The sequence below is a fragment of the Gilliamella sp. ESL0405 genome, assembly GCF_019469205.1.
Lineage (GTDB): Bacteria > Pseudomonadota > Gammaproteobacteria > Enterobacterales > Orbaceae > Gilliamella.
The window spans coordinates 1,595,462-1,613,277 of sequence record NZ_CP048265.1; the positions used below are offsets into that span (position 1 = coordinate 1,595,462).

General features: G+C 35.5%; 15 protein-coding genes. 1 reads left to right on the forward strand and 14 read right to left on the reverse strand.

Going from position 1 to position 17,816, the window contains the following annotated elements; translation table 11 throughout:
• Nucleotides 1–191 precede the first annotated feature (191 nt).
• The 14 genes from GYM74_RS07040 to nlpD all read right to left on the reverse strand — a co-directional run bounded on the left by GYM74_RS07040 (nt 192) and on the right by nlpD (nt 16,526).
• Nucleotides 192–1,610, reverse strand: a complete 1,419-nt coding sequence (locus GYM74_RS07040; protein ID WP_220217517.1) for a hypothetical protein — start codon at nt 1,608–1,610, stop codon at nt 192–194.
• A gap of 16 nt (nt 1,611–1,626) precedes the next feature.
• A complete protein-coding gene (locus tag GYM74_RS07045; protein ID WP_220217518.1) occupies nt 1,627–3,096 on the reverse strand; it encodes a hypothetical protein in 1,470 nt (489 codons plus the stop codon).
• Nucleotides 3,097–3,249: 153 nt separating this feature from the next.
• Nucleotides 3,250–3,789 (reverse strand): hypothetical protein, encoded by a 540-nt coding sequence (locus GYM74_RS07050; protein ID WP_220217519.1) that lies wholly within the window; start codon nt 3,787–3,789, stop codon nt 3,250–3,252.
• Between the two features lie 53 nt (nt 3,790–3,842).
• Nucleotides 3,843–3,998 (reverse strand): hypothetical protein, encoded by a 156-nt coding sequence (locus tag GYM74_RS07055; protein WP_220217520.1) that lies wholly within the window; start codon nt 3,996–3,998, stop codon nt 3,843–3,845.
• Nucleotides 3,999–4,071: 73 nt separating this feature from the next.
• Nucleotides 4,072–4,200 carry a hypothetical protein gene (locus tag GYM74_RS12320; protein WP_255556101.1) on the reverse strand — a complete coding sequence of 43 codons (129 nt, stop codon included), beginning with the start codon at nt 4,198–4,200 and terminating at the stop codon, nt 4,072–4,074.
• 314 nt (nt 4,201–4,514) lie between these two features.
• Complete coding sequence (locus GYM74_RS07060; RefSeq protein ID WP_220217521.1) at nt 4,515–4,937, reverse strand: hypothetical protein; 423 nt, start codon at nt 4,935–4,937, stop codon at nt 4,515–4,517.
• 2 nt (nt 4,938–4,939) lie between these two features.
• Nucleotides 4,940–8,296, reverse strand: a complete 3,357-nt coding sequence (locus tag GYM74_RS07065) for an SH3 domain-containing protein (RefSeq protein WP_220217522.1) — start codon at nt 8,294–8,296, stop codon at nt 4,940–4,942.
• An 11-nt stretch (nt 8,297–8,307) separates the two neighbouring features.
• Nucleotides 8,308–10,836 (reverse strand): type VI secretion system Vgr family protein, encoded by a 2,529-nt coding sequence (locus GYM74_RS07070; protein ID WP_220217523.1) that lies wholly within the window; start codon nt 10,834–10,836, stop codon nt 8,308–8,310.
• Nucleotides 10,837–11,260: 424 nt separating this feature from the next.
• Nucleotides 11,261–11,695 (reverse strand): pyridoxamine 5'-phosphate oxidase family protein, encoded by a 435-nt coding sequence (locus tag GYM74_RS07075; RefSeq protein WP_220217524.1) that lies wholly within the window; start codon nt 11,693–11,695, stop codon nt 11,261–11,263.
• Between the two features lie 21 nt (nt 11,696–11,716).
• Nucleotides 11,717–12,310, reverse strand: coding sequence for a UbiX family flavin prenyltransferase (locus tag GYM74_RS07080; protein ID WP_220217525.1), 594 nt, complete (start codon nt 12,308–12,310; stop codon nt 11,717–11,719).
• Between the two features lie 295 nt (nt 12,311–12,605).
• Nucleotides 12,606–13,814 (reverse strand): aldose 1-epimerase family protein, encoded by a 1,209-nt coding sequence (locus GYM74_RS07085; protein ID WP_220217526.1) that lies wholly within the window; start codon nt 13,812–13,814, stop codon nt 12,606–12,608.
• Between the two features lie 121 nt (nt 13,815–13,935).
• Nucleotides 13,936–14,514 (reverse strand): thymidine kinase, encoded by a 579-nt coding sequence (locus GYM74_RS07090; protein WP_220217527.1) that lies wholly within the window; start codon nt 14,512–14,514, stop codon nt 13,936–13,938.
• Between the two features lie 101 nt (nt 14,515–14,615).
• Entirely contained in the window at nt 14,616–15,368 is a 753-nt protein-coding gene (gpmA, locus tag GYM74_RS07095; RefSeq protein WP_220217528.1) for a 2,3-diphosphoglycerate-dependent phosphoglycerate mutase, read from the reverse strand.
• A gap of 117 nt (nt 15,369–15,485) precedes the next feature.
• Nucleotides 15,486–16,526: a murein hydrolase activator NlpD gene (nlpD, locus tag GYM74_RS07100; RefSeq protein ID WP_255556102.1), complete on the reverse strand. Its 1,041-nt coding sequence runs from the start codon at nt 16,524–16,526 to the stop codon at nt 15,486–15,488.
• Between the two features lie 370 nt (nt 16,527–16,896).
• Between nlpD and rsmI the strand changes: the two genes are divergently transcribed.
• Complete coding sequence (gene rsmI, locus GYM74_RS07105; protein WP_220217530.1) at nt 16,897–17,730, forward strand: 16S rRNA (cytidine(1402)-2'-O)-methyltransferase; 834 nt, start codon at nt 16,897–16,899, stop codon at nt 17,728–17,730.
• The last annotated feature ends 86 nt before the right edge of the window (nt 17,731–17,816 follow it).

Sequence of the window (17,816 nt, forward strand, 5' to 3'; positions counted from 1 at the left end):
TTTCTTCGCTCATTCCATTTATAATGCCTTTCTTCAACATTTTATTTAGCTTCAAACTTAGTTAATCGCATCTTCTTTTATTACTTAATTAACTCTTTTTGACTTGTTTTTACTTTTTAATATGACAAAACCGCATAAACTTATAATAGGAAAAGATTCATTACGTTAATCCTAATTCACTTCTTGATAGGTTAATTCACTTCTTGATAGGTTAATTCACTTTCTGTAGGTTGTCTGTAGACTGCGAAATAATCTTCTCCCACAATAAAGAGCATTTCGTTCATATAAATGGCTTTATTTCCATTTAGTAGATATTTAGCTAATGGTGATTTGTCGATATTGTCAAATGTGATATATTCCAACTCATTACTAATATCTATATTAAATTTTTTAAAATTTTCAACTTGCTGTTGATAGTGTTTTTCATTACCAAATAACTGTTTTAATTTTGCTTTACCAAAGGTAAATGAATAGGCTTGTTGATAATTAACACAAAGCTTTTTCTCAGCAGGATTTAAGGTTAGTGTGATATCATAAAGTTCATCGAATCTCTCGCTTTCAAAGCGCATATAATTATTTGCTTGTTTACTAGTTAGTAAAAGGCTTTTTGTTGAATGTATTTTGTTATCTTTAACCGCTAATTCTCTGTAGCAATTTGAAGTGACAGGTAACTCTTGGAACTTTCCTTCTTTTGTCACTTGAAAATATTGTACTTCTATTGTTTCATCTTCAAAACGTTGTCGACGCTCAATTAAATAGTTTTTATCTATCGTAAAATAACGATAACCCACCGTGTAACCGCTACCGCCAGGTCCGCCTCGAGTTGTAGTCCGATAATCAAATAATACCAGTTTATCTAGAACTTTATAATCATTAGAAAACAGATATAAATATGAATCCGACTCACCACTATCCCAACCTACATCAATAAATATTGGATTTATAAGAGGTGAAATAGAAGGGTACTTTGCTCCGAATATATCTGTTGCAAACCAAGGAAGATCTAAAAAATTTTTAAAATGAATGGATAAATTTTTTAATACATCGTCTCGATATAAAATAAAAGCATCGTTTGCATTAAACGGAACATTGATTATGGGCAACTGAGGAACTTGTTTAATAAATTCTTTTTCAAAATAAGGTTTTGAATAAAATACTGGCTTACCTTCGTTTCCAAACAAAAGCAGCATATCATCCAATAATACTACCTGCCGGTTTTGTGTTACATACTGTTTTAATAGGCTATTATCAATATTTTTATCAAATTGAAGATAAGTAATGTTATCTTTTAATTTAATATTATAATTATACTCTAATAATGCTTGCTGCTTTTTTAAAGCAAAATATGTTTTTTCTATATTATTGCTTATAAAAAAATCTTCTGCAGGCATCGTATTACGTTCAATCAAAAACGACTGATTATTAAAATGAAATTTATTACTACGTAATTTTATATCAAAATCAATCGTTGTTTCATTTACTAATGAATCACTAATATCATAAATAATTCCCCAATTATCTGGCGCTTTTTTTTCATCAGCTATCGCTGATGATGCTATTAAATTCAATATTAGAGAAAATAATACAAAATAGTAATTACTTTGTTTCATATTGTTAACCTTAATCCTAATTCATTTCTTGATAGGTTAATTCACTTTCTGTAGGCTGTCTGTAGACTGCGAGATAATCTTCACCCACAATAAAGAGTATTTCATTCATATAAATCGCTTTATTTCCATTTAGTAGAAATTTAGATAATGGTGATTTGTCAATATTGTCAAATGTGATATATTCCAACTCATTACTAATATCTATATTAAACTTTTTAAAATTTTCAACTTGCTGTTGATAGCGTTTTTCATTACCAAATAACTGTTTTGATTTTGCTTTACCAAAGGTAAATGAATAGGCTTGTTGATAATTAACACAAAGCTTTTTCTCAGCAGGATTTAAGGTTAGTGTGATATCATAAAGCTCATTAAATATGTTGCTTTCAAAGCGCATATAATTATTTGCTTGTTTACTAGTTAGTAAAAGGCTTTTTGTTGAATGTATTTTGTTATCTTTAACCGCTAATTCACTGTAGCAATTTGAAGTGACAGGTAACTCTTTAAACTTCCCTTCTTTTGTCACTTGAAAATGTTGTACTTCTATTGTTTCATCTTCAAAACGTTGTCGACGCTCAATAAAATAGTTTTTATCAATATTGTAATAAATAAATCCGAATGGTAAATCACCTGTTGCAGGATTATGTCTTGTCATACCAATTTGAGAAGACAATATAATTTTATCGGAAAAATTAAATTGTTCGGAGAAAAGGTAAAGATAAACTATTTTCTCTTCATTCTCTTGAGTGCCAATGATTAAGATTGGATTTATTACATTATTTATTTTTGGTAATTTTATTCCATTTAAATTAGTTAAATAATTATTTAACTGTTCATATAAACTATTGTTATCAAATAATTTTAAATAGTATAGATAACTTCTTGATATATTTTGAGGATAATTGTGATAATTCTCATCCTTAATAAAATCTGTTGAGCTTTGAGAATTAATTGGTAGATCTAATGCAGGAAATTTATTAGCTAATGTTAGAAATGAATTTTTGTCTTTAGGTTTTAAAAAAGACGCAACTAAAGATTCATTTATAAATAACAACTGTTCTTTGCCTAAAATCAATCTGCCTTTTGGTAATAATAATTTAGCTAAATTAATATCTAAAACACTCTCGAATTGTAAATAATTTATCCCCCCTGTTGGTAAAATAAATTCGTTAATGATTGTTTTTTCTATTAGGTCTTTTGACAGTAATTGGGATATATCAGATATCTGACGTACACTAACATTATATTGATTATTATTAATATAAATGATGTTATTAACTAATTTAACTCTCAAATTGTTTAAATAATCAAAGTTATAATTATTTTTGTTCATTAGGTTATAATTTTCAACATATTTATCTAAAATCCAGTCGGGTTGCTCAATATCTTTAGCATGAACATTAGAAAAATTAAAAAAAACATATAATAAACATATAATTCTTATTAACATTATATTCTTTTTAATTAAAGAAAGATAAAACCCATGCATATTATTAGCTCCTCTAATTTTTAACCAACTCTTTTAAATATTTACCATTGGCATCTTTTTCTGTTTTCACCAAAAACTGATTTTCTAAAAATTTACTTTCAAACACGAGAACACCATAATGAACCCAATTAATTGCTCGCTATACTATTATTATCACGTCCTTTTTTTTGGATGATACCTTGTATAACTATTTTCTAAAGCAATGCCATTAGAATGAAACCATCTATATTCCGCATTTGTTTTTTCCGTCAAAATATCTCTAACTAAATCACAACAAACTATTCTTTCATCGTTGGTGTGTTCAGATTTCGCTTTTTCTTTTTTAATTATATGGATATCGAGCGCTTTACCCATATGATTAGTACTTACTCGATTATGATAATTATTATCCGTCCAACATCTATAACCAGAAGATACGATATCAACTGTCAAATGTTGATATCTTTCATCTGAATCAATATAAAACATAATGCTTCGTAATACCCAAAACAAAGTTCTATGTAAGCCTGGATATTCAATTCCTGATGCATAATTTTTACCTGTTTTTCCATTATTAGTTTTATTTAAACCAAATCCATCACAAGTTGGCTCTTTTAGATTAGTAAAAGTTGAACATTTACACTTAGCTTGAGCAAAATATGTTTCTATTGGGTATTCCTCTTGAAACTTATCAATCGCTTCAATTACTTGCATATCAACAACTCACGTTTCTTCAACTTTCATATAATCACGTTGAAACTGTTTGATCATGTTTTCCGTTCTTTCCGTAGCTTATCAGTCGGGACATTGCCACCAAAACCGGCAAGGCGGATATTGATTTCTCGAATTATTTCATCTTTATCGCCTTTTTGGAAAAGAATCTTATTATCAGAGAAATAATTTATCATAGATACAGGATGCATAATCAATGCCTTACCGTTTTGACTTTAGGTGACAAGAATTGATAAAAATTAGGCTTGTATAGTTGAAGGGGGCTTATGTTTTACACTTTTCAATGTTAGCGTCACTTTGTTCTGCTTGCTGGTTTTGCTTAGCTAAACCTTTGGCTATATAATGCCACCTGAGCATTTTTTCCGCTTTTTCTTTGTTTTTATCCCATAACATTAACTTACCTTCTAACTTTTTAATTTTACCAAATAATTTAAGTTATTCAGGTATTAATTTCTTTTTGGGAGCTTCTTTATACTTTTCCGGAAAACGCTAATATTCTCTTCTTTGTTGTTCCAATCTTTGTGTACGATCAACTGACTTTCTTCACATCTTAGCATTACTTAATACTTCAACGGCATAAAAAATTTTTTTCATCGAGAACTTTTTCAATTTATATCAATAAATTGAATTGTGCATACTTTAATATCATCACGATTATTAACATCTTAACATCTAATAGTTAATTCATAGACCCAAAATAATGTTAATCATTTTTCTAAAAGCTCAAACTTTTCATTTATGAAATTATAATATCTTCTTCTATATCCTTCGTTAACTTCATTTTCATCAGGATCAGCTATTATTCCTGAAATAATGATTAAACTACTATTTAAATGATACTCTATAGAAAACCCATTTTCTCCATTTTCATCTTCTATTAAATAAGCATTAGGAAATCCAATAACTTTGTTAGATAGCAAGTTTCGAATTTCTCCACAAATCGCCCCACCACCACAACCATAAACCTTAATCAAATATTGATATGCAAAGTTTGCATTTTTAATTTTTATTTTAGTATTGATAGCAAAATTGTTAAAATCTAATTTACTAGCTTCTTTGCTTTCAGCCATAAAAGAGTAACTAACTGAAAATATAATGAAACATAGAATAGCAAACTTTAACTTTTTCATATTCATCTCCAATTTCCATTTTTCGATTCTTTTAAGGCTTCAACCATTTCGTCAGGTAATATATGGGCGGAATTCAGCCCATCTCCTTGATAATATGACGACCCCTCAAAAGCTGCAACTCTCCCCTTACTGATTGTTTTACCTTTGCGTACTCCTGCTGAAGCAAATTCTTTAGCCCAATCATAAATAGCATCCTCAACATCACCATCATGCTCTAAATATTTTATTATGTTCTTCCTTTTAATTTTTATTAAATATTCTTCAAATAAAATATCTTGTGTCTCTTTATCATATCTCAATGATAAATCTAATTTTAAATAATCTAGAGCTGATTTTAATGTTTCAGGAATAATTTGGAAGCGTCCAGCAGCAAATATTTCTCTTTTTGCTTGTTTATCAATTAATTCCTTTAGCGTCATAGACGTTAAGTTAGTATTAAAAAAAGCTCTTAATTTTGGTTTAGTTTGATTATAAGCTGAATAATCATTATTGGATTCAACTTTACCTAATAGCAAAGCAAATGGGCTTTCTGCCCAACCTTTATTTATTTCAATAATATTAAAATAATCCACCATAACCACAGGATGCATAAACCATGCCCTTCCATTTTGACTCAAGGTGGCTGGCGTTGATGAAGCTTCTGTTTGTTGCTTTGAGCTGTCTTCTGCCTTATCTTTTTCAGTGTCAGTGTCACTTTTTTCTTTCTGTTGACTTTGTTTAGCTAAACCTTCTACCACCTCTTTCCACCAGAGCATTTTTGTCGCTTTTTCTTTGGTATTTTCCCATATGATTAATTTCTTTTCTAACTCTTGGATTTTTCCGTATAATCTAAGTTGTTCCGATGTTAATTTCTTATCGGGTGCATCTTTATAATCAGGGGGAAAACGTTGATAATCTTTTCTTTGCTGTTCTAAGCCTTGTTTTATTGATTCTTGTTTGCTTTCGTCCTGCTTACTAACATATGCATCACGTTTTGCTTCATCACCGTTTTTTATATAACCCAAATAGTTTTCCGCATCATCTGTCATTTCACTGTTTAACTCTTCCCATTCCGGCCGTTTACCTTCAGTATTTTGTTCGGCGTACCATTCACTTTGATAATTGACTAACAAGCGTCCGAGTGCCGTTGTTAAGGCTGGTTTTTCGGATATTTTATTAAAACAGTCAGTTGTTAATGCCGCACATTCATTATTTGTATATTGTTTATCTAATATTGTTAAGGTCGCTTTAATGGTTGGCTTATATTGCTCAAGTGAGGCATTATCTTTGTTTCGGGTTTCCGCTTTTTTCGCACTCAGGTAAAATTCTTTCAAACTGCTGGTTTCTATAATCTCTTTAAAATCAAACCAGTCCCAACAACTGACATTTTTTACGCCTTCACTGCCGATGGCTGCCCAACCATGGACAGGTAGATTCTTACTGCCTAAAACATCTTTTTGGATTAAAATCCATAACGTACCTTTGTCGTCAACTGCACGGGTCTGCTTTGCTTGATATGCCTCATCATTCAAACTCAGTATCATCGGCATTTGAACCACGTTTTGGCTGCCGGTTAATTCACTTTGCTGTAAAGGATGTTGGCTCCAGGCTGGGGTGGCTTCGGCTAATTCTATATCTCCTTCAAGTTTGGCTTTTTCGGCTATCTTCTCACTATTTTCTACCCATAACCTTTTAGTTTCGGTCTCCGATGTGTTAATCTCAATTTGTAACCAGTTGATATTAACTTGTTTACTCAATACTTTTATTTTGGTGTCTTTAAGTACTTGACCTACCGTTGTATCCGATTTTGATGGAGATGCCAGTAATTTTGCACCTTTACATATGCCAACCAATGTTTTATCTTCATCAGGAATTTTGCTTGCCTCTGTCTGCGTTTGGGTGATGAACGTTGGCAAATCTTCACAAGTAAAGCATTCCACGTGTAAACTTGGTTTATATTGACTTGCTGTTAAACCTGTTTTTAGCGGTAAAGTCGCCATCTCTATATAATTACCGTCTTTATCTTTTTGTTTGCTGATGCCTTTATTTTGATTATGGCCAATATGCCCCACTAAATCACCGGCTTTGATTGGATACGGTTTATCTAATACCACTACCTCATTGTATTTTTTGCCCCGGATGACATTTTCAAGACTATCGTACCAAACCATTTTTTTTCCCTCTTGCAACGGTATGGTTGGTTTTCCGTCACGGACTATCTCAGCTAATTCAACAAAAGTTTTAGTTTTTTTCGTACCGCTTATTTTTATTTGGGTACCCTTTGGTAACATAGAAAGTATATTTTTCTTACTTTCATCCCTGACTCTCAGTCCTTTTGATTTGGCTAATTTACTATCTTTACCTTTTATATCAAATACCGATTCAGTCAATTGAATTTTAGTGTGATTAAAAACCCAACCCAGAATTTCTTTTCCTTCATGTTTATAAGGGGTTAATGGCGGGATTGATGAATATCCCTCAGTAAATGATTTGACAGCATACCATTTATAATTTTCGGTATGTAAATCAAGATGCAATTCTACTTTGGTGCCGGCTTGTAATACAGCAAGAATCTCGCCTTTTTTTGAGTCAGGCGATTTTCGAATATTTAATCCTTCAACAAAATCTAAACCTTTATCAATGACCCGGTAAATATCTTGCTCCCAAAATGCCGGAGCTGGCTCTGTTGGGTTATCATCGTAAAATTTTGTATCAGCCAAATGCATATATAAACTATAAAAATAAAGTTGATGACCGGGCTGTTTGGGTTTAGCCGTCTCTGTGGCAGGCGGAGTGCTTACTGTTGATGATTCACCTGTTGTCGTTGGGGTAGTTGGCGTATTGGTATCCGTGCTTGTTGTCTGAGTGGTCGTTGACTCAGTCGTTGCCGGTGTTGTAGTAGCCGGTGCAGTATTTGACAACGGCAATGCATTGGCTGCCGGCGCTGTTAAATTTTCAGTTGAGTTATTTGCATCTGCTTCGGTTGATGCCTGACCTTCTGTTGTTGTCGGAGTTGTTGCCGGGGTTGCTTCTTCAATACGTTCCATTTCAAGTAGATGGCGAACCAAGACAAAGCCGGTTGAGTAAAATCCAACCTTATCGCCATAGTCAAGTTTTTGATAATTGTCATTCACCCGATAAGCAATGACTTCACCATCGGCTATACAGTGCACTTTACTTGGTTTATCAACAACAATGCCTAAATTAACAAGAACATTTGCATCAAAATGAATACCACCATGCACAAGTTTATTAACGCTCACAGGATAAAAACCGGTTTGCGCTAACATTAATGCTTCATGATAACGGTTAGTGCCGGATTGATTTTTTTCGTTGACAACTATCGGGTATTTCCATTTTTTTATTGGTGTTAAAGCCATTATTTATTCCTTTAGCCTGAAAAATTGATGAGTTCAGTATTGATTAATCGCATGATTGCTACATCAATATCACTGGATATGAATTTTAATTTGTCGGTATCTATACTCGCCGGCCCCATCTTCTGCATCACATTACATTTAAGCTTAACGTTATCTGGTGTGCCAAGCTCTATGCCTTTACTGCTGATTTTGATATACGAGCCGCCACAGATTAAGGTTAACTCTTTGCTGGCGGTAATGGTCAGTTTGCCGTCAACACTGTCAATGTGGATATCTTGCTTTGCTGCCATATTCAGGTTGGCATTTTGGGCTTGTATGTCAATATCCCCTTGATTGGCAAAGACCTTCATCCCCGATTTGTGGGCAAATAGCCCTATCGCTTCTCCCGAAGATACCGTGATGTTTTTTAATGCCGTAATGTCGGTTTGGTTTTCCGCCGTGATACTCACGCTGTTACCGGTTGATAGCTGGATATTTTCCGGACTGGTTAATGCAATACCTTCTTGCGCATAAGCTAAGATGCCACTTTGGGCCAGTTCAGTTAAGTTGGCCTTGAGCTGGTCCTGACTGTCGGTATCGGCATCGTGGGCTTCCGATTGTTGAGCGGCTTGCTGGAGTGATTTGGCTATCGATAAGGCATTTTCCAGCTGGGTAATCGCACCTTGCATATCCAGTTGTTTGCCTTGCGCTTTTGGCTCGGTTTGGCTGGTCAGGTATAAGCCTTTTTCGGCCGCAATGGCACCCCAGTCATCCGTGCGAAGTTCAAACCCTTCACCCCGTGGTGTTTTGTTTTGGTCAACTAAGTGACCCAGATTAAGTTGCGTTTTACCGTATTCGGTTGCCAGTTTGATATGCTCCTGCCCCCGTTTGTCATCCATGCGCAATTTATTATTGGCCGGAGTACGTATCACATTACGGTGTTTGTTTATCGTGGTGACATGGTCAGGGTGGGCACTGTCGTGCATGGCATGGGCAATATACGGTCTGTCGGGGTTGCTGTCGGTAAAGGCTATCGCTACTTCTGTGCCGTCAATTAACGGAAAGTGAAAGCCATAGGTGTTGCCGGCATACGGTTTGGCTAATCTGACCCACAGGCTCTCTTCACCGTTTTTCCAGTTTTTTAAGTCAAAGTTGAATTTGACCCGATAGCGACCTTGCGTATCGATATAACCGTAAGTGTCATTATCCGGACTGGTGACCCGTGCCGGTAATGTTCCCCCGACTGTCGGCCAGGCTATCGGTTTTGGCCGGTAAGGTTTAAAGGCTTGATACGGTATCGCCGTAAAGCGTAGCTCATAAGCATCGGTGCGGTTGCCATGTCCTTCCGCACTTAAAATAATCACGCCGTCATCGATATCAGCCAGCGGGCTGCCTTTTATGTGAATCCGTTGTCCCGGTGCCAGATTGTAGTGGTTGCTGGCGCCGCTGATGATGATTTTTTCACTGATTGCACGTTCATGACGAATACGTGCATACCATTGCCCGCTTTCAATATGGCGGCTATTTTCTTTTTCATCAGCGCTGCCATCATTGTCACTTGCTTGGCTTTCATCATCACCCTGCGCGGTTTTTTCGCCATTTGCATTTAAGCCTTTATAGTGCTCAGCATAGCGGTAATCTGTTCCGTAGGTGGTGGTCTCTTTCGGTTGACTGTTGACATCACTGAGTAAACTGGCTTTGGCATCCCGGTAGTTATAATCCTGCACCTTGACTGAGGACTCGACTACCTGACTGTCTAACCGGATATCCCATACGCTTTCAACGCCGTCATCGGTCATACCGCTCGGCTGTTTGTACTCAATATCGGCCGCCTGATGATAACCTTGTTCATCATCACTGATAACAAGGACATCACAATGATGCTCGGTATGCGTTTCAAAACGAAACCAGACACCGATATCGGCTAACAGTCGCTGAATAAAGGCTAAATCACTCTCCTGCCATTGGGTGATAAATTCTCTTTCCGGATAGGCCGCTTTTAATTCCAAACGGTAATCAACACCGGTAAATTCATGGCTGCGTAACACTGTTTCAATCACACTAATGACACTTTGGTTTTGAAAGATAGCGCTGTTACGGCTCAGTGACAGTCGGGCTAATCTTGGCGATAACACCACCCGATAATGCGCTTCATCCCGGCTGACCGACAGCAGACTAAATGCAGTAATTACCCCATAAAGAGTGCGGGCTTGTCCTGTTGTCGGTAAGTCCGTTAAGGAGCGTATCGCTGTATTAAGCAAATTACCGGTAAACGGATTAAAGCAGAACGAAGCTTTTTGATTCAGCAGGGTTTCAATCGATAGTTGTTTATCAGTACAGGTAAATTCTATTGTGTATTGCCACGGCTGGTTTAACTGCTCTTCACCATTAACCTTTAATACTGAAACAGGTGCATTTAACCCGTCAACCGTTAAGGTATAACGATTATGACTGACAGCTAAGCCTGTCAGTTCATGGAGTCCATGGAGTAACTGTTTACCAAATTGCTGTACCTGTTTGACGGGGTCGTTTGGAATCTGGTTGATCGGATTCTGCGCCATGATGTGCTCCTTTCGGTGATTTTAACAAAATAGAGACCAACAATAAGGAGATCATGGGAAGTGCATTTGATATAAAGTGTGTAAAAACGATTAGCAAACTATCCATGATGCTATGTCTGTCCTAAGTGTATAAAACAACAAATAATATTATTGTTATACCACTAATAACTTACGTGGTTTCGATATATTTTGCAACTGTTTTTATCTAAGACTTCTGGATTAATACAACTGATTTGATCAACGTTAGACAGGATTTTAATGACGATATTATCAGCAATTGATAAGTGTAAAAACGTTTGTATAGCAATTAAATAATACATCAAGCAGAGTAAGCAACAAATCGGCAGATGATATTGAGGGGAATTCAGTAAATAAGTTATCTAAAATAGTAAGTTTCCCAAAACTATTTTATCAATGCTAAAAACTAACTGCTTTGACGTTGCCAATAGGTTTTATGCGCAAAGCCAAGTAGATTATTAGTCATTTTGATTTGTTGTAACGTTAACGACCATATTGGCGCTCGCATTATCCGAGCAAAGGGAAAGGCTCGATAATAGTGAGAATAAGCCTGCTTTGCTGGCTGATCGGTGAGCTGCGTTGCTACTGCTTTAAACTGTATACCTTGTATGTGTAGTATATTTTTTGGCGTCACGTTAATAGTACCAGCGACTTGGGGATGAGTTAACATCGCTTTAGCATGCTGCGTTTTCAATTCGGTAAGAAAATAAAGGCACATCTGTTGGTCATCAAACACATAAAACACATTGCACGCCGATAGCTGATTGTCAGGCAAAAGTACACTGAGCGAAAGCACATGCTGGTTTTTAATAAATTCAATGATATTGTTATCTATTTTCATTGGCTAACATTTATTACTGCGTTATTTGGGATGACGGTTTAAGTGCATATCTTCTCCCCAACGTGGTAAAGCGGGAATATCAAGATCAAACAGATCCAATGCTCTTGCAACACTATGAGTTATGACATCATCAATACTTTCAATGTGTTGATAAAGTGCCGGTACCGGAGGGAAAATTACTCCGCCCATTAAGGTGACCGCTTCCATATTTTTGATATGTGCTAAGTTCAGAGGAGATTCTCTTACCATTAACACTAACCGTCGTCGCTCTTTTAAGACCACATCTGCCGCCCGAGTGAGTAAATTATCACTAAAACTATTGGCAATAGCCGACAAAGAGCGCATCGAACAAGGCGCAACCAACATTCCCATAGTTTTAAATGAGCCACTGGCAATTGCTGCACCAATGTTGTTGACACTGTAAACCTTATCAGCAAGCGATTCGATCTGTTTTATACTGTAGTCGGGTGCTTCATAAGATTGGGTTATTTGGGCGGCTTTTGAAATAACCAGATGCGTTTCAACATCCATTGGTTTTAATAATTCTAGCGCTTTGATGCCATAAGCAAATCCGGTTGCGCCACTGATACCAATAATTATCCGCCTTGCTGTCATTTTGTTTCCTATTGTTATTTGATCTTGGGTAAAAGGTATTTTATCTTAAAACAGAAAATTGAACGGGTTTTAAAGACCATTGTAAAAATATCTCGTTATATTATCAAACATAAGTGTGCTCAACAGCTTTTCTTTTGCAGTAGTTAACTATTTAATAGTAGAAGGCGTAAAATACACAGTTTAATATGGAATTTTATCGAAAAGCATAAGGGAAACGGTGTTTTGAGTTAAAGATTATAACAAGCATTCTATTGAAACATTGCCTACTAAGAAAGTAGGCAATGGTAGTGAGTGATTATTCTTGCGCCATTGGCGTTTCAACGATATCAGTTTTTCTGTTATCTTGAATAGCCTTAATTTGATCTGCATATTTGCTTACAGCTTCTTTATTTGACAATAAGCTATAAGTTAAAGTGAATTCAGTGCTTTGTCCGGGTTCTAATTGACGGACTCGTTTTTGCTCACGTTCAATTGTAACAGGATAAGCGAAGCTAGTTCCTGGCTCTAAACCGGTAACATAACCTTGTTTAATTGGATCGAAGCTTTTCCACAATGAAAATACCGGTAATTGTTTGATGTTATAAGCAATACCAACAGCTTTGTCGCCATTTTTGTCCGTTAACATGACTTGAGTTTGCCCGTCATTTTTTGCATAAGGATAGATGTTAAATACCATTTCGCTGGCATCATTGATTGGACCGGAATAGGTTTCCCAAGTTTTTAAACCACCTTTAGCATAATCGTTAAACGGAGAAATTTCTTTCACAGGTGCAACAAACTTAGCCCCTTCTTCTAAAATTGGCGTACCAAAGTTACTATGATAGATGATTTGATAATCACTGGTCGCCTTACCTTTATTCGTCACAACATCGTGAATAGTGAATTCTTTGGTGCCCGGAACATAAGTTAATGACGTCCAAGTTTCTAAATTTTTATCATTATCTGATTTTTCCTCAATAAGCCCTTTGATTGTTAGGGTATATGGCGGTTTATCTTCTATATTGACAAGTAATTTTGACACTGGAATATTTTGAACACGTCCATGAAGTGAGTATATTTTACCGTCTGCTTTGACAGGGTGACCACTCCATTCAAAACCACAACGTACTAGCATCTCATCAAAACCATCTAACCAGCCTAAGCCATCACGACTTTCAAGATCGATAAATTTAGGATTAATAACGCCTTTAACAGGAGCATCCCACCCCAAACGAATGCCGTCACCTTCCACAGAGAGAATGCCCATTCCACGGGTTGGGCTTAAATAGATGTTGAAATTACCACTTGTAATTGAAAGCAGTTGAGACCCCTCTTCTTTACCACCAGTTAACACTCTATTTTGTATTCTAAAATTGGTATCTTTTAATCCAATATCGGTATTGTGAACAACCCAAAATCCTTTATCGATATCTTTTTCCTTGTCGATAAGAACATATTCTTGAGCTTGGGCGGTAGCAGTGATGAAAGTTAGCGCTAATGCTAGTGAACTGATTTTGGTTTTCATAACGATTCCTTATAATTAATGAAATTGTACTCAATATGGAAATAACTATCTTCTTTTAACAAATTTAAAACGCATTTCTAAACCCAACTAATTTATACCTTACTAAAAAATAGCAACTAAATTAACAATTTGGCCTTACTTGACCGGTTTTCCAATGCTTACGGCATACAGAATGAAACTCCGTATCACCTAAATGAATAGAATTACCAAATTTAACAATCTGGCCGTCTTGGCCTTCTAATAAATTCATAATGGCTTTTTTGCCACACCAGCAAACTGTTTTAAGCTCTCTAAAATTATCTGCAATCTCTAATAATGTTTTGGACCCTTCAAATAACTGTCCCATATAATCGGTCTTTAATCCAAAAAACATCATAGGAACGCCATATTCATCACAAACATCGGATAACTTCCAAATCGTTTTGGATGATAAAAATTGACTCTCATCAATCAAAATACAAGCATAATTACTTTGTTTTATGTGTTCAATAATCTCATCAACACTGTTATCATCAAGTTGTAATGCTTTTTTTCGCAGCCCTAATCGAGACACAATTTCTACTGCTGAATCACGAGTATCTACCGATGACTTTAACAGTAATGTCTTCATATTGTTACTTAAATAATTATGATCAATCTGTAATAACTCAGTAGACTTTCCCGCATTCATTACAGCATAAATATAATAAATTTTAGACAAAATAACACTCTCGAAAATAAAATAAACAATCTTGATTTAAAAGGTAAGTAACCATCACTTACCTTTTTTAATAGTTCGTTTTTAAATAGTTAAAAACGAAATTATTTCGCTTTACCTTGGTTTGCTACTGCTGCTTGTTTAGCGGCAATTTCATCGGCATTACCTAAATAGTAATGTTTGATAACTTTCATATTGTCATCAAATTCATAAACTAATGGTACGCCAGTTGGAATATTTAAATCGATAATATCATCATCGCTGATGTTATCTAAATGTTTAACTAATGCACGTAGAGAGTTACCGTGAGCAGCGATAATAACACGTTCACCTTTAGCAACACGTGGTGCGATAGTTGATTCCCAGTATGGAAGTACACGTTTGATAGTTAACGCTAAGCTTTCAGTTAATGGTAATTCAGATTCTGGTAAATTACGGTAACGTGAATCGTGTCCTGGAAAACGTTCATCCGATTTTTCAAGCGCAGGAGGAGTAATGGCAAAACCACGACGCCATAATTTAACTTGTTCATCACCATATTTTGCTGCAGTTTCAGCTTTATTTAAACCTTGTAATGCGCCATAGTGACGTTCGTTTAACTTCCAGCTTTTTTCAACAGGTAACCATGCTTGATCAACTTCATCAAGCACGTGCCATAAAGTGTGAATTGCACGTTTTAAAACTGAAGTGAAAGCATAGTCAAATTGGAAACCTTCTTGTTTAAGTAGTTGCCCTGCTTCTGCTGCTTCTTTATTACCTTTTTCAGATAAATCTACATCAGTCCAACCACAAAAACGATTTTCTTGATTCCAAACACTTTCTCCATGTCGAATAAGAACTAATTTTTTTACTGCCATGAATTTAACTCCTTTGTTGCTTAAAATAAAAACGGTTAAATGAATTCTGTTCTATCAAAATGCACAGAGTTAACTGTGCATTTTGGTTTTAAATAATCTAATATTTTCAAATTTAAATTAATTTGAAAGGTATTTTAAAGGATCAACAGATTTAGCTTGATAACGAATTTCAAAATGTAATCTCACTGATGAGGTACCTGTTGCCCCCATTGTAGCAATTTGTTCACCCGCGCGAACAGCTTGTTGCTCTTTCACTAAAATAGTTTGATTGTGCGCATAAGCGGTTAAATAATCATCATTATGTTTGACAATAATTAAATTACCATATCCCGGTAATGCATTACCTGAGTAAACAACTCGACCGTCAGCTGCCGCAACAATTTTATCACCTAACGAACCTGAAATATCGATCCCTTTACTTGCATTTGAGAATTTTTCAATGATCTTACCTCTGGCTGGCCATTGCCATGCAATATTATTATTTGACACAGTGCCTGTTGCTGGTGGTGGCGTTGTGGTGACCGTATTGGTTGTTTGCGTTGTTTTAGGTGGTTTACCCTCATCAATCGTTGTTGTGGTGGTGGTTGTTGTGGTGGTAGAAGCTGGGTGATTATCTAATTGGCCTCCACCATAATTACTACTACCACTATTTGTGCTTGCAGTTTGAGAAGTAGTTGTCTGTTGCGTCACAATAGTTGTTCCACCGCTCACATCTAAAACTTGCCCAACATTGACAGCATAAGGCTCTTTGATATTATTTTTCGCTGCTAACGAACGATAATCATTACCGGTCACCCAAGCAATGTAAAACAGAGTATCCCCACGTTTAACGGTATAAGTATTGCCTTGATATCCGCCTTTGGGAATATCCTCATAATTACGGTTATAAGTGATTCGTTCATTAGTCGTCACCGTACCATTGCTACTGGTGGTTGTTGATGTATTTTGAATCGAAGATGTTGTTTGAGTCGGTTGGTTATAAGATGTTGGCGTTGAATAAACGCGAGAACCTGTAGAAATATTTGACGGCGGTTTAGTATATACAGATGAAATTGATCCACCAGAAGAACCGGAAATATCTTCGATCTCGGCTTGATCAGTTTGAGTACAAGCAGCAATCATCAAACTTAAACAACTTAATGTTAGAATTTTTTTCACAGCAACACCTTTCATTTTTTAATATTGTTTTATGAATATATTTTATCGCTTTTGTTGTAAAAAGCTATTATATTGATTCCATGTTATGCTAAATTGAGCAAGTCACTGAGCATTAAGCTATTTATCACCTAATATAGCGCACTTTTTTTAGCAAGTTGCAAAGCATCGCTTTTGCGACGATTTAACATAATTATATCATTTGTTAAGTGAATATTTGTTACAGACAACAAATGATTAAAAATCTTACTTTAAGTTTTAAAAAAGACTTAAATTGAATTAATTTTGAAAGCCATGAGTATATACAATAAAATAGGCATTCGTACAGTCTCTTTAACGTATTTTCTACGAAAATTTAATGTGATTTAAAATAATGACTTTATATATTGTTGCAACACCTATTGGAAATTTAGACGATATCACACTTCGAGCAATTGAAACACTCAAAAAAGTTGATCTTATCGCTGTTGAAGATACCCGCCATAGTGGTTTGCTTTTACAGCATTTTGGCATTAAAGCTAAACTGTTTGCGCTCCATGACCATAATGAACAAGACAGAGCACAACAATTGATAGATAAGCTAAAATCCGGCTTGTCTATAGCACTGATATCTGATGCCGGCACACCATTAATCAACGACCCGGGCTATCACTTAGTGAAAGCATGCCGTGAAAATGATATCAAAGTTGTACCAATACCCGGTGCTTGCGCTGCTATTGCTGCGCTTTGCGTAGCAGGATTACCTTCAGATAAATTTAGCTATGAAGGTTTTTTACCCGCAAAAGCAAAAGCCCGGCAAGATTACTTAACCAGTCTCATTGACCAGCCACATACCATGATTTTTTATGAATCGACACATCGATTAATCGATACATTGCAAGATATGCAAACTATCTTTGGTGCAGATAGACAAGTGGTGCTGGCAAAAGAGTTAACCAAAACATGGGAAACTATTGTGAGCTATCCAGTAAGTGAGTTGATTCAATGGCTGCAAACGGATACAGCACGCCAGAAAGGGGAATTTGTTTTAATTGTGGAAGGAAAAGCTAAAACCGATAATGAAATCGATGCCAAAGCTATTAGCACCCTTAAATTATTACTTAAATCCTTACCATTAAAACAAGCAGCAGCATTAACGGCCGAAATTTATGGACTGAAAAAAAATCAACTTTATCAGCTTGGTTTGACCTTTGAAAAGACAAATTAAGCCTACCTGCCAAATAGCTTAATGATTGATTTTTAATTAGATTTCATCATAAATAAGAACATTGGCACATTTAGCGTGATTTAGTA

Coding starts and splice junctions, on each gene's coding strand:
- GYM74_RS07040 (WP_220217517.1), bottom strand. CDS start 1,610: ATGAAACAAAGTAATTACTATTTTGTATTATTTTCTCTAATATTGAAT.
- GYM74_RS07045 (WP_220217518.1), bottom strand. CDS start 3,096: ATGCATGGGTTTTATCTTTCTTTAATTAAAAAGAATATAATGTTAATA.
- GYM74_RS07050 (WP_220217519.1), bottom strand. CDS start 3,789: ATGCAAGTAATTGAAGCGATTGATAAGTTTCAAGAGGAATACCCAATA.
- GYM74_RS07055 (WP_220217520.1), bottom strand. CDS start 3,998: ATGCATCCTGTATCTATGATAAATTATTTCTCTGATAATAAGATTCTT.
- GYM74_RS12320 (WP_255556101.1), bottom strand. CDS start 4,200: ATGTTATGGGATAAAAACAAAGAAAAAGCGGAAAAAATGCTCAGGTGG.
- GYM74_RS07060 (WP_220217521.1), bottom strand. CDS start 4,937: ATGAAAAAGTTAAAGTTTGCTATTCTATGTTTCATTATATTTTCAGTT.
- GYM74_RS07065 (WP_220217522.1), bottom strand. CDS start 8,296: ATGGCTTTAACACCAATAAAAAAATGGAAATACCCGATAGTTGTCAAC.
- GYM74_RS07070 (WP_220217523.1), bottom strand. CDS start 10,836: ATGGCGCAGAATCCGATCAACCAGATTCCAAACGACCCCGTCAAACAG.
- GYM74_RS07075 (WP_220217524.1), bottom strand. CDS start 11,695: ATGAAAATAGATAACAATATCATTGAATTTATTAAAAACCAGCATGTG.
- GYM74_RS07080 (WP_220217525.1), bottom strand. CDS start 12,310: ATGACAGCAAGGCGGATAATTATTGGTATCAGTGGCGCAACCGGATTT.
- GYM74_RS07085 (WP_220217526.1), bottom strand. CDS start 13,814: ATGAAAACCAAAATCAGTTCACTAGCATTAGCGCTAACTTTCATCACT.
- gpmA (WP_220217528.1), bottom strand. CDS start 15,368: ATGGCAGTAAAAAAATTAGTTCTTATTCGACATGGAGAAAGTGTTTGG.
- rsmI (WP_220217530.1), top strand. CDS start 16,897: ATGACTTTATATATTGTTGCAACACCTATTGGAAATTTAGACGATATC.